18 protein-coding genes and 1 riboswitch are annotated in these 16,218 nt (G+C 69.2%); of the genes, 6 read left to right on the top strand and 12 right to left on the bottom strand.

Annotated features, from left to right (window positions below; genetic code table 11):
* Window position 1: 1 nt before the first annotated feature.
* From paaD to paaA, 4 genes are read right to left on the bottom strand one after another with little or no spacing between them, the layout of a single operon-like run.
* Window positions 2–499 (bottom strand): 1,2-phenylacetyl-CoA epoxidase subunit PaaD, encoded by a 498-nt coding sequence (paaD, locus tag Strain318_RS04150; RefSeq protein WP_437436311.1) that lies wholly within the window; start codon window positions 497–499, stop codon window positions 2–4.
* On the bottom strand, window positions 493–1,335 hold the full coding sequence (paaC, locus tag Strain318_RS04145; RefSeq protein ID WP_367887268.1) for a 1,2-phenylacetyl-CoA epoxidase subunit PaaC: 843 nt from the start codon (window positions 1,333–1,335) through the stop codon (window positions 493–495). The genes paaD and paaC overlap by 7 nt, the downstream gene beginning before the upstream one ends.
* Window positions 1,335–1,625, bottom strand: coding sequence for a 1,2-phenylacetyl-CoA epoxidase subunit PaaB (paaB, locus tag Strain318_RS04140; protein WP_367887267.1), 291 nt, complete (start codon window positions 1,623–1,625; stop codon window positions 1,335–1,337). The genes paaC and paaB overlap by 1 nt, the downstream gene beginning before the upstream one ends.
* 43 nt (window positions 1,626–1,668) lie before the next feature.
* Window positions 1,669–2,631 carry a 1,2-phenylacetyl-CoA epoxidase subunit PaaA gene (gene paaA, locus Strain318_RS04135; RefSeq protein ID WP_367887266.1) on the bottom strand — a complete coding sequence of 321 codons (963 nt, stop codon included), beginning with the start codon at window positions 2,629–2,631 and terminating at the stop codon, window positions 1,669–1,671.
* A gap of 27 nt (window positions 2,632–2,658) precedes the next feature.
* Between paaA and Strain318_RS04130 the strand changes: the two genes are divergently transcribed.
* On the top strand, window positions 2,659–3,444 hold the full coding sequence (locus Strain318_RS04130; RefSeq protein ID WP_367887265.1) for an enoyl-CoA hydratase/isomerase family protein: 786 nt from the start codon (window positions 2,659–2,661) through the stop codon (window positions 3,442–3,444).
* Between the two features lie 9 nt (window positions 3,445–3,453).
* Here Strain318_RS04130 and Strain318_RS04125 read toward each other — a convergent pair whose 3' ends face one another.
* From Strain318_RS04125 to Strain318_RS04105, 5 genes are all read right to left on the bottom strand, one after another.
* Window positions 3,454–4,395: an IS481 family transposase gene (locus tag Strain318_RS04125; RefSeq protein ID WP_367886306.1), complete on the bottom strand. Its 942-nt coding sequence runs from the start codon at window positions 4,393–4,395 to the stop codon at window positions 3,454–3,456.
* A 56-nt stretch (window positions 4,396–4,451) separates the two neighbouring features.
* On the bottom strand, window positions 4,452–5,633 hold the full coding sequence (locus Strain318_RS04120) for a trans-sulfuration enzyme family protein (protein ID WP_367887264.1): 1,182 nt from the start codon (window positions 5,631–5,633) through the stop codon (window positions 4,452–4,454).
* A complete protein-coding gene (locus Strain318_RS04115) occupies window positions 5,620–6,600 on the bottom strand; it encodes a homoserine dehydrogenase (protein ID WP_367887263.1) in 981 nt (326 codons plus the stop codon). Before Strain318_RS04115 ends, Strain318_RS04120 begins: the two co-directional genes overlap by 14 nt.
* On the bottom strand, window positions 6,597–7,631 hold the full coding sequence (locus Strain318_RS04110) for a homoserine O-acetyltransferase family protein (RefSeq protein WP_367887262.1): 1,035 nt from the start codon (window positions 7,629–7,631) through the stop codon (window positions 6,597–6,599). The genes Strain318_RS04115 and Strain318_RS04110 overlap by 4 nt, the downstream gene beginning before the upstream one ends.
* A 111-nt stretch (window positions 7,632–7,742) precedes the next feature.
* Window positions 7,743–7,816, bottom strand: a riboswitch (SAM riboswitch).
* Window positions 7,817–7,877: 61 nt separating this feature from the next.
* Window positions 7,878–9,056, bottom strand: coding sequence for a hypothetical protein (locus tag Strain318_RS04105; RefSeq protein WP_367887261.1), 1,179 nt, complete (start codon window positions 9,054–9,056; stop codon window positions 7,878–7,880).
* Window positions 9,057–9,165: 109 nt separating this feature from the next.
* On the opposite strand from Strain318_RS04105, the gene Strain318_RS04100 reads away from it, so the two are divergent.
* The 5 genes from Strain318_RS04100 to Strain318_RS04080 are packed head-to-tail and all read left to right on the top strand — an operon-like array spanning window position 9,166 to window position 13,043.
* A complete protein-coding gene (locus Strain318_RS04100) occupies window positions 9,166–9,465 on the top strand; it encodes a helix-turn-helix transcriptional regulator (RefSeq protein ID WP_367887260.1) in 300 nt (99 codons plus the stop codon).
* Window positions 9,462–9,944 carry a hypothetical protein gene (locus tag Strain318_RS04095; RefSeq protein WP_367887259.1) on the top strand — a complete coding sequence of 161 codons (483 nt, stop codon included), beginning with the start codon at window positions 9,462–9,464 and terminating at the stop codon, window positions 9,942–9,944. The genes Strain318_RS04100 and Strain318_RS04095 overlap by 4 nt, the downstream gene beginning before the upstream one ends.
* A complete protein-coding gene (locus Strain318_RS04090; RefSeq protein WP_367887258.1) occupies window positions 9,937–11,298 on the top strand; it encodes a S41 family peptidase in 1,362 nt (453 codons plus the stop codon). Before Strain318_RS04095 ends, Strain318_RS04090 begins: the two co-directional genes overlap by 8 nt.
* A 42-nt stretch (window positions 11,299–11,340) precedes the next feature.
* Entirely contained in the window at window positions 11,341–12,084 is a 744-nt protein-coding gene (locus Strain318_RS04085; RefSeq protein ID WP_367887257.1) for a hypothetical protein, read from the top strand.
* A 2-nt stretch (window positions 12,085–12,086) separates the two neighbouring features.
* Complete coding sequence (locus Strain318_RS04080; RefSeq protein ID WP_367887256.1) at window positions 12,087–13,043, top strand: alpha/beta hydrolase family protein; 957 nt, start codon at window positions 12,087–12,089, stop codon at window positions 13,041–13,043.
* On the opposite strand, the gene Strain318_RS04075 is transcribed toward Strain318_RS04080, so the two are convergent.
* Genes Strain318_RS04075 through Strain318_RS04065 form a run of 3 tightly spaced genes read right to left on the bottom strand, consistent with a single transcriptional unit; the run spans window position 13,003 to window position 16,171 of the window.
* Entirely contained in the window at window positions 13,003–13,977 is a 975-nt protein-coding gene (locus tag Strain318_RS04075) for a threonine ammonia-lyase (RefSeq protein ID WP_367887255.1), read from the bottom strand. The genes Strain318_RS04080 and Strain318_RS04075 overlap by 41 nt on opposite strands.
* A 4-nt stretch (window positions 13,978–13,981) precedes the next feature.
* Window positions 13,982–15,715, bottom strand: a complete 1,734-nt coding sequence (locus Strain318_RS04070) for a DUF885 family protein (protein ID WP_367887254.1) — start codon at window positions 15,713–15,715, stop codon at window positions 13,982–13,984.
* 18 nt (window positions 15,716–15,733) lie between these two features.
* Window positions 15,734–16,171, bottom strand: a complete 438-nt coding sequence (locus tag Strain318_RS04065) for a c-type cytochrome (protein WP_367887253.1) — start codon at window positions 16,169–16,171, stop codon at window positions 15,734–15,736.
* Window positions 16,172–16,218: the final 47 nt, after the last annotated feature.

Here is a 16,218-nt window from a genome sequence, read left to right as displayed (position 1 = left end):
GCTAGATCGCCTTGAACTCGTCGAACGGCTGCCGGCAGTCCTTGCAGACATGGATGGCCTTGCAGGCCGTGGACCCGAACTCGCTCTTGAGCGTGGTGTTGCGCGAGCCGCACCACGGGCATTGCACCGGCGGCTTGGCGCGCACCAGCGTGACCAAGCCGCCGTCGTTTGCCGGCCCCGGCGGCGCGATGCCGTACTTGCGCAGCTTCTCGCGCGCCGTCTCGGGGATCCAATCCGTCGTCCACGCCGGGGAGAGCACGGTCTTCACCTCGACGGACGGCGCACCGGCCGCCTCGAGCGCGGACACGACGTCGCGCTCGATCTCGAACATCGCCGGGCAGCCGCTGTAGGTCGGCGTGATCGTCACCTCGACGGTCCCATCACTGCGCTGCGCGGCGTCGCGCACGATGCCAAGCTCGACGACGGAGATGACGGGCACCTCGGGATCGGGGACGGTCCCGAGGATCTCGAACACCCGGTCGCGGCTGAAGGTCACCAAGTCGCGCCGGGATGCGCCCGCGCCACGCTCTGCATGGTCGCGAGCAGGTGGCCGATGTGCTCCGTGTGGCGGCCGCGCCGCCCGCCGCGCTGCATCGGGCCGTCCGCGGGCCGCGTCAGCGTCGCGCGCCCGAGTACGTCGTTCACGATGGTGTCCCAGCGCGCCTTGATGCCCGCCATGTCAATCGAGATGCCCGCCGCGGCAACGGCGCGATCCACCTCGTCGGTCGCGAAGAGCTCGCCCGTGTACCTCCACAGGCGATCCAGCGACGCCTGCACGCGCGCGTGACTCTCGTCCGTGCCGTCCCCGAGGCGCACCACCCACTCGCTCGAGTGGCGCAGATGATACTTGTCTTCCTTGATCGCCTTCGCCGCGATCGCCGCGAGCTCGGCGTGCCCGCACTTCGTCAGCTCGTCGAGCACGAGCACGCTCTGCGCATCGAACAGGAACTGGCGGACCATCGTGTCGCCGAAGTCGCCCTTCGGGAGCTCCACGAGCAGGCAGTTCCGGAACTGCGTCCCGTCCCGAAAATAGGCCAGCGCGTTCTCATCGCGCCCCTTGCCCTCGGTCTCGCCCGCCAGCTTGAGCAGCTGCGACGCCTGCCCGATGAGATCCAGCGCGATGTTCGCCGTCGCGATGTCTTCTTCGAGAATGGGCCCGTGCCCCGTCCACTCGGACATCCGATGCCCGAGGATGAGGCGATCGTCCCCAAGCCGCAGGAAGTACTCAACCAGCGGCGCACCTAGCTGGGGCCCCCGCGTCCCGGCCACCGCGCCGACGCCCGCCTTCGCCTCACCGGCCGCGATGCCGCCTTCTTCCTCCTCGTGCTTCGCCATCAAAACACACGCACGCCTTGCGGCACCTTGTAGAACTGCGGGTGCCGGTAGGCCTTCTCGTTGCCGGGCTCGAAGAACGGCCCCGCATCCGACGGCGCCGAGGCCGTAATCGCCGACGACGGCACCACCCACAGGTTCACCGCCTCGCCGCGCCGCGTGTACACATCGCGCGCGTTCTGCAGCGCATGCTCCGCGTCCGTCGCGTGCAGCGAGCCCGCGTGCTCAAAGGGTTCACCCTGGTTCCCCTGGGTAAACACTTCCCACAACGGCCAAGACTGTTCAACGCTCATCGAAAAACCCCTTCGTGTCTTCGTGCCTTCGTGGTGACAGCAGTTACGCCGCCGAGGACTTCGCCGACCGCTTCGCGGCGTGCGCCAACGCCGCCTCGCGCACCCACTGCCCGTCATCGTGCGCCTTGTTCCGCGCCGCCAGCCGCTCGGCGTTGCACGGCCCGTTGCCCTGCACCACTTCCCAGAACTCCGACCAGTCGATCTCGCCGAACTCCCAGTTCTTGGTCTCGGCGTTGTACTTGAGATCCGGATCCGGCAGCGTCACGCCAATCGCCTGCGCCTGCGGCACGGTCAGGTTCACGAAGCGCTGACGCAGCTCGTCGTTGGTCTTCCGCTTCACGCGCCACTTGAGCAGCTCGGCGGAATTCGGCGAATCCTTGTCGGATGGCCCGAACATCATCAGCGACGGCCACCAGAACCGGTTCACGGCGTCCTGGAGCATCTCCTTCTGCGCCGGCGTGCCCTTGGCGAGCGTCGCGCAGATCTCGAAGCCCTGGCGCTTGTGGAAGTTCTCTTCCTTGCAGATACGCACCATCGCGCGGGCGTAGGGCCCATACGAGGCCTTCGCCAACACCGTCTGGTTCACGATCGCCGCGCCGTCGACGAACCAGCCGATCACGCCCATATCGGCCCAGCTCAGCGTCGGGTAGTTGAAGATCGACGAGTACTTGGCCGAGCCGTCGAGCAGCTGGTTGAACAGGTCGTGGCGGTCCACGCCCAGCGTCTCGGTGCCGCAATAGATGTAGAGGCCGTGCCCCGCCTCGTCCTGCACCTTGGCGATGAGGCTCATCTTGCGCCGCAGCGAGGGCGCGCGCGTGATCCAGTTGCCCTCGGGGAGCATGCCGACGATCTCCGAGTGCGCGTGCTGCGCCATCATGCGCGTCAGCTGCTTGCGGTAGCGCTCCGGCATCCAGTCCTTGGGCTCGATGCTCTCACCGGCGGCAATGCGCGCCTCGAAGGCGGCGAGGAGCGCCGGATCCTCTTGGGGAACGGTCGTCTGGGCCATAGCCCGCAATTTAGTATGTTTCCCGCTATGACGCCGACCAGCCCCGCCCCCAGCGCCCTCACGGACGGACGCGTCCAGCTTTCCGTCGCCGACGGCATCGGAACCGTCGAGTTCTTCCACCCCAAGGGCAACTCCCTGCCCTCCGCGCTGTTGCGCGAGCTGGCCGCGGGTATCACCACCCTCGGCAACGACCCCGACGCCCGCGTCATCGTCCTGCGCTCTGCCGGCGAAGGCGCCTTCTGCGCCGGCGCCAGCTTCGACGAGTTCACCGCCGTCGCCACGCCCGAGCAAGGCCAGGACTTCTTCTCCGGCTTCGCCCGCGTGATCCTCGCCATGGTCCGCGCGCCGAAGTTCGTGATCACGCGCGTGCACGGCCGCGCCGCCGGCGGAGCCCTCGGAGTGATCGCCGCCAGCGATTACTCCTTCGCCGTCGAGACCGCGCAGGCCAAGCTCTCCGAGTTGCAGGTTGGTATCGGGCCCTTCGTCGTCGGCGTAGTGCTCGAGCGCAAGCTCGGTCCCGCGCCGTTCATGAACCTCGCCGTCCACGCCGACTGGCACGATGCCCAGTGGTGCGAGCGCCACGGCCTCTACTCGCAGGTTGTCGACAACACACACGCCCTCGACGCCGTGGTGCAGTCGTTTGCGCAGCGCCTCGCCGGCTACAACCCCGAGGCGATGCGCGAGATGAAGCGCATCTTCTGGCGCGACATCGACGACTGGGAATCACGCATGGCGGAGCGTGCCGCCATGAGCGGCCGCATGGTCCTCAGCGACTTCACCAAGGCCGCGCTCGACAAGTTCCGCGCCCGCTAGCTGTCGGTTCTAAGGACGTTGTTCACGCTGCATGAGGAAGTGGAGCAGCGGCGGGACGCGGCCGAGCGACCGGTGCGGCCGTTCGACGTTGTAGCAATCTAGGAAGTCGGGCAGCGCCGCGTTGCGGTGCGCCGAGGTCCGGTATGGCTTCTTGTAGGCCCAGCGGCGGAGCGCGGTCTGGATGAAGCGCTCCGCCTTGCCGTTCGTCTGCGGGCGGTAGGGCTTGGTGCGCAGGTGCCGGATCCCGTGCGCGGCCAGCGCGGCCTGCACCGCGTGGCTCGTGTACGCCTTGGCGTTGTCGGTCATCACACCGGTGACGGCGATGCCCAGCTGCGCAAACCAGCGGCGCGCCGCCTCGAGGAAGCGGGTGCACGCCGCCGCGTCCTGTGTCGGTAGCAGCGCCGCGTACGCGAGCCGCGTCGCGTCGTCGACCGCGACGTGGAGATGGTCCTGCCCGAGCCCCCGACGGCGGCCGACCTTCGAGCGGTTGCCGTGCGCGCGATGGCCCGCCGTGACGAAGCGATCGAGGGCCTTCGTGTCGACATGCACGAGCTCGCCGGGCGTCTCGCGCTGGTAGCGCGGCCCGCCCGTCGCCCCCGGGCCCTTCAGCCGGCCCTGGCCCGCGCGCGTGAGGACCCGGCCCACGGTCGAGACCGCGAGCCCGAGCCGCTCCGCGATCTCCGGCCCGGTGAGCCGCGTCGCGCGCAGGCGGAGAATCCGCTCGATGAGCGCCGGCCGCGTGGCGGTCGGCGAGCGATGCGGGCGCGAGGAGCGGTCGGCCAGCGCCGCCCAGCCCCCGGCCGCGAAGCGGCGCAGCCACTTGTAAGCCGTGCTCGGGCTGATGTGGAGGGCCGCGGCGACGGCGCGCACCGGCTCGCCGTCGAGGACCACCCGGCGGACGAGCTCGGCTCGCCCCCAGGCGGTCAATCGCGCATTGTTGTGGATGTTCACTGAGGCCTCTGGCTGAAGGTTGGGTGGCTCGCACCTCCAGCTTCCTCAGTTATGCCTCAGTGAACAACCTCTTTAGAACCGACAGCTAGCGCAGCCCGTAGGTCCGCGACAACATCGTCGGGATGCTCGAGCCCGACAGAGATGCGCAGCAGCCCCGGCGTGATGCCCACGCGCTGCCGCTCCTCCTCGGTCAGCTTCGAGTGCGTCGTCGACGCCGGATGCGTCACGATTGTCCGCACGTCGCCGAGGTTCGGCGAGTGTGAGCAGAGCCGCAGGCCATCGATGACCCGGCGCGCCGTCTCGTAACTCCCCACATCCAGCGTCAGCACGCCCCCGCCCCAGCGCATCTGCCGCGTCGCGAGCGCGAACTGCGGATGCGACGGCAGGTGGGGATAGCGCACCCGCCGCACGGCTGGATGCGTCTCCAACCAGCGTGCCACGTGCAGGGCGTTCGCCGAATGCTTCTCGAGGCGCAGCGCCAGCGTCTCGAGGCTCTTGCTCAGCACCCAGGCGTTGAACGGGCTGAGGGCCGGTCCCGAATGCCGCGCGAGGAACCGCGCCTCGGCGACGAGCGCCTTGTGCCCGACGATCGCCCCGCCAAGCGTACGGCCCTGACCGTCGATGAACTTGGTGGCTGAGTGCACCACCAACGACGCGCCGAGCGCGATCGGCTGCTGCAGGATGGGCGTCGAGAAGCAGTTGTCCACGACGAGCGGGATGCCGCGTGACTGCGCGAGCCGCCCGAGCGCCTCGAGATCCACGAGGTCGAGGCCGGGGTTCGACGGCGTCTCGACGAAGATGAGCTTGGTCGCCGGCGTGATCGCGTCGGCGAAGGCCTCCGCCTCGCCGCCGTCCACGTAGGTATGCGTGACGCCCCACTTCGGAAACACCCGCGTCAGCAGCTGGTGCGAGGAGCCGAAGAGCGCACGCGCCGCGACGATGTGGTCCCCCGAGTGCACCAGCGACGCGATCGCCGTGAACACAGCGCTCATGCCGGACGCGGTGGCAATTCCGTCCTCCGCACCTTCGAGCAGGCAGAGCTTGCGCACGAACTCGTCCGTGTTGGGATTCGAGTACCGGCTATACACCGGCCCCTCGAGCTCCTCCGCGAACAGCGCGCGCGCCTGCTCGGCGTCGTCGAATACGAAACTGGACGTGAGGAACAGCGGCACCGAGTGCTCGCGGTTCGGCGTGGTCGGATGCTGCGTGCGAATGGCGAGCGTTTCAGGATGCGGCATTGGTGGCTCCGTGGCGAAGGATGTCGGCGAGGACGGCGGACGCGGTGGCGGAGCCACCGGCGCCCGCACCGGCCACGGTCAACGTGCCGGCGCTCTCGCTCTCGAGTTGGATGAGGTTCTGTTCGTCGCGCACCTGCGCGAAGGGATGCCCGCGCGGCACCACGCGGGGGGCGACGGTGGCATGCACGCCGTCGCCGATGCGGACAGCGGTCGCGACGAGGCGCACGGCGCGTCCACGCCGCGCGGCCGCGCGCGCCTCGAGCGCCAACGACGCATCGATGCCCGTCGCGCGCACGCGCAGCGCCGCCGGATCCACGCCGAAGCCCAGCCACGCCAGCACGGCGATCTTGTCCGCGGCATCGGTGCCGTCGAGGTCGCGCGTGGGATCGGCTTCGGCGAAGCCCGCCCGCTGCGCCGCCGCGAGTGCGTCCGCAAACGGGACGCCCTGCTCGACACGCGAGAGGATGTAATTGGTGGTGCCGTTGAGCACGCCGCGGATGCGATGCAGTCCGTGGCCGGCCAGCGACTCGCGCAGCAGGCGCACCACCGGCACGCCGCCCCCGACCGCCGCCTCGAAGTCGAGCGTGGCACCGGCCGCGCGATGCGCGCGGGCCAGCGCATCCAGCGCCGGCCCTTCGATGCGCAACAGGGCCTTGTTGGCGGTCACCAATCGCCGGCCGCGCACCAACGTGCCATGCGCGACGGCGCGCGCCGCCGTCGTGCCGCCGATGGCTTCGACCACGATGTCCGCGGGAGTCTCAAGGAAGTGGTCCACGCGATCGGTGAACAGCGCGCGGTCCACCGACACCGCGCGCGGGCGATCGGCATCCCGCACCAGCACGCGCGTGACTTGGTAGCGCACACCGCGACGCTGCCGCAGTGCCTCGCCATGCCGCTCCAGCAAGTCAAGCAGCGCCGCACCGACGGTGCCGCAGCCGGCCACCGCGACCTTCACGACTGACGTCATGCGGCCACCTCCACCGCGCTCGCCGCAGCAGTCGCGGACTCGCCCAACGCCTCGCGGAGCAGTGCGGACACCTGCGCATGCTCGATGAGGAACGCGTCGTGCCCATGCACCGAGTGGAGTTCCCGATACGCGCCGCCGGCCGCACGGACCCACGCCTGCACTTCGCTGGCGTCGCAGAACAGGTCGCCGGGAATCCCGACGCCCGTGAACTGCGTGCGCGAGGCCCGCAGCCGCTCGCCGATGCCCCCGCGATCGCCCGCGACATCGTGCGTGTCCATCACGTCAATGAGCGTGCGATACGTCTCGGCATCCATGCGCGCCACGAGTCGCTCGCCGTGCCGCGCCAGCCACTCGCTCACACGGAAGCTGCCGTCACGACCGCGCTCGCGGCCGAATCGGGCATCGAGCCCCGGTGCCGTTCGGTATGAGAGCATGGCGATTTGCCGCGCCAAGGCCAGTCCCGCGTCGCCTCCCAACGCGAGCGCCTGCCGCTGCACCGCCGACCATGCAATCGCACCCGCGCCGAGTCGCGCCGGCGCCGCGAACACCAAGGCCCGCAGCGCACGGCCGGGAAAGCCGGCCGCGAACTCCAACGCCACCATGCCGCCGAGCGATCCGCCGACCACGAGCGCGACGCGCTCGATGCCGAGGCGCTCCAGCAGCACGGCGATCGCACGCGCCTGGTCGCGCACCGTCAGCACCGGGAATCCGTCGATGCTACTCGGTCCCGAGCTGCCGTAGCACGAGCCGAGCAGGTTTGGCGCAAGCACGGCCCACCGCGTCGTATCGATGGCGCGCGCGGGCCCGATCTGCGGCGCCCACCAATCGCCCGCAGCATCAGCCGAGCCGGTGAGTGCATGCAACACGAGCACGACGTTGTCGCGGCGGGCGTTGAGCGCACCGTCCACGTGGTACGCGATGGTGGCATCGCGAAGCATTCGCCCGCTGTCGAGCGCGAGAGGCGGCAACGCGAGGCGCTGCGGCGCACGCGATGCGGACGAGGGATGCGGCGGGATGGCGGACGGGGACACAGGCGCTCCACGGATGAAAGGACACCGCGAAACGCAAAGGCCCTCTCGATCGAGAGGGCCGCAGGGGACGGTCCGGAAGCGACACCGTGTGAACGAAAAAACCCACGGGGTCGCCGCGGGCTCGTAGCGTTTTAGCACTTTGTTTAGCGTGGCGGCAATCGCGGCAAATCACCACGGGCTTCGGTTGTGATGGGAAGGCTATCGGGCGCCGACGCGCACGTCAAGGCGTCGGCGCCCAGTGTCCCGTCATGCGTACAACGCCGTGACCGCCGTCTCGAAATCCTCGCGATGCCCACCCGCGATGATGCGCGCCGTCGTCTCGTACCCCGCCACCTCCAGTCGCTTCGCCGCCTCGAGCATCGTCGCCACCTCGAAGCGCTTGCCCTCGATCACCGCGAGATACTGCTCCACCGCGGTGAGATAGCCCATCATGCCGCCAAGCTCCGTGGGCGCGTACACCTTCTGCGCGGCGCGCAGCGTCTCGACCCCGCGATGTTGGTCCGGCATCACGAGATTCTCGCTGCCGCAGACGACCTTCAACCGCGCGTTCGCCGCGCATGCGGCCACGGACACGGAATCCAGCGTCGCGCCCGCCGCGTTCACGACCAACGCGTCCATGGGCAGCGCAAGGAACTCCTGCTTCCGCTCCGGGCCCCAGGTGCGGATGCCCATCGCCTCCAACTCGGCGCGGCGCTCGTCCCGCGATTCGCAGGCGAGGATCGTCACGCCCGCGTGCTGCCGCAGCTGCGCGATGATGTGCATGCCGATGTTGCCGCAGCCAATCAAGCCGACAGTGGTGCGCTCGAGCGGCAATCCGAAGGCCCGCAGCATCCCGTGCAGGATCTGGTAGTTGCCCTCACCCGTCGGCACCGACGTGTCGGCGACGACGCTGCCCGCGAAACGCGCATTGAGGAACTCCAGCGATCCCATCGCGCCGCCATGCATGCGGCCGTGTCCGAGATCCTGCCCCGTCGTGATATGGATACCCGCGGTCCGCTCGCAGTCGGCCAAGCATTCCGCCGCCCAGGCCAGCATCTCGGCGTCGCGGGGATTGCCGACGCGCGATTCCGGCGTCGGCGCGAGCACGCACTTGCCGCCCACCACCCGCGTGAGGTCGCGCAACGCCAACGGCCCGCCGACGCGAATCACGCGTGACCAGTGGACCTTCTCCTCCATACCCATCGCGAGGGCGATGCTCTCGCGGTCGGTCGTGAACCCCGGCGACTCCGTGCGTTCCAGCGGCGCGATGCGGAATCCGCCCAACGAGAGCTTGCCGGAACCCGGCGGCGCGTGCGTCGCAATCGAGAGCGTCCACCCGGCCTGCGGGTGCGAATAGCGATAGACCCAGACGTTTGGGTTGCGGGTCTCGAGCAGCTCGGGCACGAGCGCGGCGCAGTCGGCGGGGGGGAGAACGGTGTGCGTCACGCCCTAAAGGTAGCAGACACAACGACTTCCGTTCATGCAGTAGTTGTTACAATACCTTCCATCCAATAATGTTGACATTTTGTTGTATGTATACAACATTACGTGCACCATGAAGACATCAAGCGCATCCAACGAAGGTCCGCGCATCCATAACCGGCTCGCGGTCCTCCGCGCCGAACGGGACCTCACGCGCCAGCAACTCGCGGAAGCCCTCGGTGTGAACTACCAGACGATCGGTTACCTCGAGCGCGGCGAGTACAACCCATCGCTCGATCTCGCGCTCCGCATCGCCGAGCTCTTCGCGCTGCCGGTCGAGGCGATCTTCTCGCGCCAGCCGTTCGCCCCGCTCTCGCAAATGGTCTACGCCCGCCCTGACGCCCTTCCCTCGGACCGAGGTACCCGTCCATGACCACGACGACCGCGACCATTCCGCCACTGCACGTCCGCCGCCGCAACATCCTGATCTTCGCGACGAGCTATCCGCTGCTCTCGGTGCTGCTGTGGATCACGATGCGCGACTCGAACTTCTTCGCGCTCACTCACCTGGCGATGACCATCCTGATCCTCTGGCAGTTCGCCATCGAACGCGTGGGCCGCGTCGGCAAGGCGATCGGCGATGACATCGACAGCCGGCTCGACGAGCGGCAGCTCGCCTTGCGCAACGCTGCATACCTGGACGCGTACCGAATCGCGTCCGGCATTGTCCTGCTCGGCGTCATCTGGATCGCACTCGGCATTGACCTCAAGCTGTGGTGGGTCCCCTCGACGTATGATGAGTGGAACATCATTTTCTCGGGGCTGTTCATCTACCTGCTCACCCTACCGAGCGCGATCCTCGCGTGGCGCGAGCCCGATCGCCACGACGACCCGGAGTTGCTGCGTGCCTGAGTCCATGCCGTTAGGGTCGCGCCACGCGCGCGTCGGAGTGCTCACCCTCGTGTGCGCGTTCGCGCTCACGGGCACGTCGCGCCTCGCGGCGCAGGAGATCGCACCGCTGGCGGTCTTCGACTCGGCGTGGAGTGCGATGGCCCGCACCTACTTCGACACCGCGTTGGTGAACGGTCGGTGGCGGGCTGCGCACGACTCGCTGCGCCGTGCCCTCGGCGCGTCGCCCACGCTCGACGAGGCGAGGACGGCGATACGCACGCTCATTCGCGTGCCGGGCCAGTCACACTTCGTGCTCATTCCGGCCGACGCGATTCCCAGCGCAACCAATACGCGTACGCCCGCGAGCGCGACACCCGGCACCGCGGGCATCGTCCCTCGCCTCGCCGGCGACACGCTGGTCGCGTGGCGCGTCGTGCCGGGCAGCGCGGCCGCGCAGGCGGGCGTGCGACCCGGGGACGCCCTCGTGTCCGTCGATGGCCTCGAGGTCGACTCCGTCCGCGTGCGTCTGCGGCGGGCCTTCGACAGCGGCGTACACGAAGCGAATACGTTGTTCCTGCAAGTGATGACGAGCCGACTCGACGGGCCGAGCGGCGATAGCGTCACGCTCGCCGTGCGCGGCCTCGACGGCGGTATGCGCCGCTACACGCTCGTGCGTGCGGCAGCGCCGGGCCGTCTCTCGCGATACGGCAACCTGCCGCCGATGATGGTGCGCGCCGCGCTGGACAGCACACCCGTGGCGACCCCGCGCGGTGCAGTCACGATTCCGATCATCAGCTTCAGCGGCTGGTTCCCCGTCGTCATCCAGGATTTGGACCGCTTTGCCTTCGCCGCGCGCACGGCACCAGCCGTGATCATCGACCTGCGCGGGAACGGCGGCGGCGCGGTAGGAATGATCGGCGGATTCGCTGGACATTTCTCGGACTCGACCTGGTCCTTGGGCTCCATGCGCGGGCGCGGCGCGGACCTGCGCCTCACCGCGAACCCACGCCGCGCGACGCCGGCCGGCGAACGCGTCGGCGTCATCTCTGCGCCCGTCGCCATCTTGGTGGATGGCATGACCGCCAGCGCGTCGGAGTTCTTCGCTGCGGGGATGCAGTCGCTCGGACGGGCCCGCGTGTTCGGTGAGACGTCGGCGGGACAATCCCTGCCGGCCGCCATGCTCCGCCTGCCGTCCGGCGACGTGCTGATGCACCCCATCGCCGATCACGTTGACGCCTCCGGGCGCCGAATCGAAGGCGTCGGGGTAGTACCTGACACTCGCGCGCCGCTGGTCCGTAAGGAACTCGCCGAGGGACGCGACGCCGCCCTCGAAGCCGCGCGAGCGTGGCTCGCCGAGTCGCTGTCGCGTCCGTAAACCCCGCACATCGCGTAGAACCCCACCTCCACAGGAGTACCGATGTCCCGCCGTATCCTCCGTTCCGCCCTTGCCGCCCTCGTGGCCGTCGCGGCCGCCGCGCCGACCCTCACCGCGCAGACGCCGACCGCCATCCTCGACCGCTACAACAAGGCGGTCGATCCCAGCGGCGCGCTGGCGTCGATCCAGGGCATGAAGTCCACCGTCAACATGGAAGCGCCGGCGATGGGCATGTCGATGACCATCAACGCCGTGGCCGCGCGCCCGAACCTCCTCGTCGTGGTCACGGAGATCCCGGGCCTCGGCACCATCAAGCAGGGGCATGACGGCAGCACCGCGTGGTCCACCGATCCGATGCAGGGCCCGCGCGTCCTCGGCGGGCTCGAGGCGGCGGCCCTCATCGAAGGCTCGACGCTCAACAGCATCGCGCGCAGTCCCGACCAGTTCTCCGCCATGGAGCCCGCCGGCACCTACGACGCGGCCGGTGACATGACGACCTGCGTGAAGTTCACGTGGAAGTCAGGCCGTGAGTCCACCGACTGCTTCTCCAACGCCTCGGGCCTGCTCGTGCGCTCGGTCACGAAGCAGATGTCGCAGGCCGGCGAGATCGAAGTCGAGATGTTCATGCGCGACTACAAGACGGTCAGCGGCCTCCTGATGCCGCATCGCATCGAGTCGAACATGATGGGCATGCAGATGACCATGACCACCACGTCGATGGAGTTCGGCCCGCAGGACGCGAAGCTCTTCGAGCTCCCGGCCGAGGTCAAGGCGCTCAAGCCCTGAGCGTGCGGCGCATCTGGCGTTGGATCGCTGGAAGCATCGCGGTGGCGCTGATCGGCGCCGCCGCGATGCTTGCATGGCTCCTGCGCGATCCCGTCCCGTACTTCGAGGCGCGGCGGGGCCAGGTCACGGCCATCGAGGAAGAGTCCACGACCGACTCCGCCGGTACGCGAGAGATTCACCTGCGCCTCACCTCGAACACCGGCCAGCGCATCGCGCTGGCCATCCGCCGCCCGATTCCCGCCGCGACCGAGCGGGATTCGACGCGGCGTCCGCTGTTCCTGATCCTCGGCGGCCACGAACGCGGCCGCGGCGCCGGCGCGCTGATCGGTGATACGCGGGGCGCCGTCTTTGCCTCGCTCGAGTACCCCTTCGAGGGCAACCACCGGGCCAAGGGCCTCGAGATCGTCGCGCAGGTACCGCTCATCAGGCGCGCGCTCTACGACACGCCGCCCGCGGTGCATCTCGCGCTCGACTATCTCCTGGCGCGTGCCGACGTGGACAGCACGCGCGTCGAGTTGGTCGGCGCAAGCTTCGGTGCGCCGTTTGCCACCATCGCCGCCGCACGTGACCCACGCGTCACGCGGCTCTGGCTCGCGCACGGCGGCGGCGACACGCACGCGATGATCGATCGCGGGCTGGAGAAGGAGATCCCGAATCGCTGGCTGCGCGCCCCGGTCTCGCACCTCGCGAACGTGCTGGCGTCTGGCCCGCGCTTCACGCCCGAACGCTGGATCGCGCAGGTCGCGCCGCGCCCGGTCGTGATGCTCAACGCCGAGGCGGACGAGAAGATCCCCCGGCGCTCGGTGGAGATCCTCTACGCGGCCGCGTTGGCGCCCAAGGAACTCGTGTGGCTGCCCGGCAACCACATGCAGGGCAATCGCCCCGACGTGCTCCGCCAGCTGGTCGACGCGATGATGGTCAGGGCGTATCCATCGTCCGCCGCAACTCCGCCAGACTGAGATTGCCACCGCACATCACGATGCCGACGCGCTGACCGGCGAGCTGTGGCGCCAGCACGCGCAGCCCCGCGAGCCCAGCCGCGCCGGCCCCCTCGGCGAGATTCCCCGTGTAGCGGAGCAGGTCGCGGATTGCCGCGCGCATGGCCTCGTCCGTCACTTGCACGAAACCCGCGAGTCCCTCGCGCAGCGCGTCGAAGGTGAACGCATACGCCGACCCCGTCGCGATGCCTTCCGCAAAGGTGTCGGACGCCTGACCCTCGAGGCGTTCGCCGCGGCGCCAGCTCTCGTACTGCGCCGGCGCGCCGGTCGCCCCCACGGCGTACACCTTGAGGGACGGCCGCAGCGCCGCGGCCACCGTGAGCGCCCCGACGGACTGCGAGCCTCCGCCGAGCGCCAGGATCAGCGCATCCAGCTCGGGCGCCTGCCGCAGATACTCGAGCGTCATGGTGCCGGCGCCGGCCACGACGAGCGGATCGTTCGTCGAGTGCAGCAGCGCGAGCCCTTGGGCCTCCTGGAGACGCCGGCACTCGGCGATCGTCTCGTCGTAGCGCGCCCCCGCCTCGATGAGCGTCGCGCCGAGCGCCCGGATCGCCGCGTTCTTCTCGGGATTGTTGCCCACCGGTACACAGACCGTGATGGGCGTTCCCGTCAGCCGCCCGGCGTACGCGATGCCGAGCCCGTGGTTGCCGGTGCTCGCCCCGATGCAGCCACGCGCGCGCTCCGGCGCGCTGCGTCCGAGCACCGCGTTGAGCCCGTTGCGGATCTTGAAGCTCTGCGTCGGGTGGTGGTTCTCATGTTTCACGAACACCGTGATGCCGTGGCCGATGTCGGCGTCGAGGCGCGGGTACTGCCGCACCGGCGTCGGCGTGAGGTGGGGGGCGAGCCGCGCGACGGCGGCCTCGACGTCGGCGAGACTGATGGGCGAATGGCGCATCACGTCAATTGTAGAAACGCCACGCCGGCTTCCAGTCGCGCGTAAGCGGCAGGTTCAGCATCCGCGCCCGCACCATCTCGACGGGCATCCGCCCACCCTGCAGGATAGCGTCGTGGAACTCCTTGTTCGTCATGCGCCCGCTCTTCACGAGCTCCGTATGCAACGCGCGGAACTGCAGGCCGCCGAGCATGTAGGCCGCCTGGTACATCGGCGAGTACGTGCCGTTGAACGAGCGCCGCACCTCTGCCTCGGCGTTCGCGCGTTCGTGGCCCACGCGATTCACCAGGAAGTCCACGGCTTCCTGCGGCGTCATCTGGCCCATCTGGAATCGCAGCGAGAAGATGATCCGCGCGGCGCGGTGCGAACGCCAGAACAACATGCCCATGCGGTCCTCGGGCGTCGGCGCAAACTGGTTGTCCCACAGCAGCATCTCCCACCACAGCGCCCAGCCCTCCCCCCAGAACGGCGTGCTGAACATCTGGCGGTGCGCATTGTAGCGCTGCGTCATGAAGCCCTGCAGGTGATGCCCGGGAATCAGCTCGTGGTGCACGGTCGCCAACGAGAAGTGCGGATTGTTGCCGCGCATCGCCATCAACTTGTCGTCGTGCTGCATCGAGTCGGTTGGATACGCGACCTGGATGATCTCGCCCCCGAGGAAGAACGGCGACACCAGCTGCTGCCGGGGCGGCATCATCTCCATACGCCACACCTCGTCGGCGAGCGGCGGCACGGTCACGAGGTCGCGGTCGGTGATGAACTTCACCGCCGAGCGCGCGAGGTCGCGCACCATGGCCGGCTGGTCGCCCGGCGGCACGAAGGCCTGCTTCACCTTCTCGAGCGCACCTCGCCAGTCGTCGCCGAAGCCCATCTCGCGCGCCGCCTTCCGCTGCTCGGCTTCGATCCACGCGAACTCCTTCTCGGCCAGCGCCAGCAGTTCCTGCGGCGTGTAGGCAATCATCTCGAACGCGAGGTCGGCGTTCACGCCGGCCACGCCGATCGGGTCGCCGATGATCGGCTCCTCCTCGCCCTGCTTCTGCCCAATCACGACTTCGCGGATGGCGCGCTGGTAGCCCGTGATGCCGTCATTCACGCGCCGGAACGGATCGGCCGTCCACCACGTGAACTCCGGATCGTAGCCCGACGAGAAGCGGTTCCAGTTGCGCAGCTGGGTCTGCAGGTCGCCGAGGTACTCGACCGTGCGCAGGCCGGTGATGCGCTCGGCGCGCGGGATCTGCGCGCTCTGCGGCGCGCGGGCGCGCACGGCTTTGGTCAGCGAGTCGATCTGCTTCGCCATGTCGGCCAGCGCACGACCGGCCAGCTGACCATTGGGCGTCTCGAGGCGACGGCGCGCCTCTTCGAATCCCGCGATGGTCGAAGCGAACGGCACGTAGGACTTCATCTCGGCGGCGAGACGGTCGTCGCGCTGGAGTTGATCGAGCTCCTGGCGAAGGCGGTTGTCGAGCAGGAGGTAGTCGATCCTGCCTTCCTGCGAGAGCCGCGCGAAGTCAATGCGTTGGAGTCGCGCGCGCCACTCCGTATAGAACGTGCGCATGCGCGCGGCGCGATCTACCGAGTACGGGACCGTCCAGCGCCGCAGCAGCGCGCCGCGGTCCTGGCCGTAGACGAGGATGGTGTCCCGCAGCTCGCTGATGGCGTTGGGCGACGGCGCGGCGAGCCGCTGGGCTTGCAGCGGCGCGATGGCGAGCAGCAGCGCGAACAGGGCCAGGGGCTTCGACATCGGGATGGAGTCCAAGGGTTAGCGCGCGGACTTGGCGCGTGAGATCGAAACGACGTAGGCGGCGAGGTCCTGCACCTGGGCGTCGGTGAGGTTCATCGGGCCGCCACGGGGCCGCATCGCAAACGGGCGCTCGCTGTTCTTGAACTCCTCACGCGGCACGCCGCGGGTGATCAGCGCCGCAATCTGCGCCTTCGAGCCGTCGACGTGCAGCCACGGACCGGCCACGAGACTCGGCCCGTTCTGGGCGCCCACACCCTTCTGGCCATGGCAGCGTTGGCACCCGCCACCGTTGAAGAGCGAGTCGCCGCGGGCGATGGCCGCGAGCTCTTCGGGGCTGGGCCCTCGGGCGGCTGCGGGCGCGGCCCCGGCGCTTGCGCTGCCGGACGTACCGGCGGCGCCGCCGCAGGCCGCGAGAAACAGGATCACCGGAACCAGCCGCAGCATGCCAGCACGCATACACGAACCTCGGGGTGAGCGTAGAGGGGACCCGCCGTTGCGCCCTC

It is taken from the genome of Pseudogemmatithrix spongiicola (assembly GCF_030623445.1).
Classification (GTDB): domain Bacteria; phylum Gemmatimonadota; class Gemmatimonadetes; order Gemmatimonadales; family Gemmatimonadaceae; genus Pseudogemmatithrix; species Pseudogemmatithrix spongiicola.
The sequence above is the reverse complement of the archived record's forward strand: the minus strand, read 5'-3'. Positions and strand labels throughout refer to the sequence as shown.

Coding starts and splice junctions, on each gene's coding strand:
- Strain318_RS04070 (WP_367887254.1), bottom strand. CDS start 15,715: ATGTCGAAGCCCCTGGCCCTGTTCGCGCTGCTGCTCGCCATCGCGCCG.
- Strain318_RS04120 (WP_367887264.1), bottom strand. CDS start 5,633: ATGCCGCATCCTGAAACGCTCGCCATTCGCACGCAGCATCCGACCACG.
- Strain318_RS04065 (WP_367887253.1), bottom strand. CDS start 16,171: ATGCGTGCTGGCATGCTGCGGCTGGTTCCGGTGATCCTGTTTCTCGCG.
- Strain318_RS04115 (WP_367887263.1), bottom strand. CDS start 6,600: ATGACGTCAGTCGTGAAGGTCGCGGTGGCCGGCTGCGGCACCGTCGGT.
- Strain318_RS04100 (WP_367887260.1), top strand. CDS start 9,166: ATGAAGACATCAAGCGCATCCAACGAAGGTCCGCGCATCCATAACCGG.
- paaB (WP_367887267.1), bottom strand. CDS start 1,625: ATGAGCGTTGAACAGTCTTGGCCGTTGTGGGAAGTGTTTACCCAGGGG.
- Strain318_RS04085 (WP_367887257.1), top strand. CDS start 11,341: ATGTCCCGCCGTATCCTCCGTTCCGCCCTTGCCGCCCTCGTGGCCGTC.
- paaA (WP_367887266.1), bottom strand. CDS start 2,631: ATGGCCCAGACGACCGTTCCCCAAGAGGATCCGGCGCTCCTCGCCGCC.
- Strain318_RS04095 (WP_367887259.1), top strand. CDS start 9,462: ATGACCACGACGACCGCGACCATTCCGCCACTGCACGTCCGCCGCCGC.
- paaC (WP_367887268.1), bottom strand. CDS start 1,335: ATGGCGAAGCACGAGGAGGAAGAAGGCGGCATCGCGGCCGGTGAGGCG.
- Strain318_RS04075 (WP_367887255.1), bottom strand. CDS start 13,977: ATGCGCCATTCGCCCATCAGTCTCGCCGACGTCGAGGCCGCCGTCGCG.
- Strain318_RS04130 (WP_367887265.1), top strand. CDS start 2,659: ATGACGCCGACCAGCCCCGCCCCCAGCGCCCTCACGGACGGACGCGTC.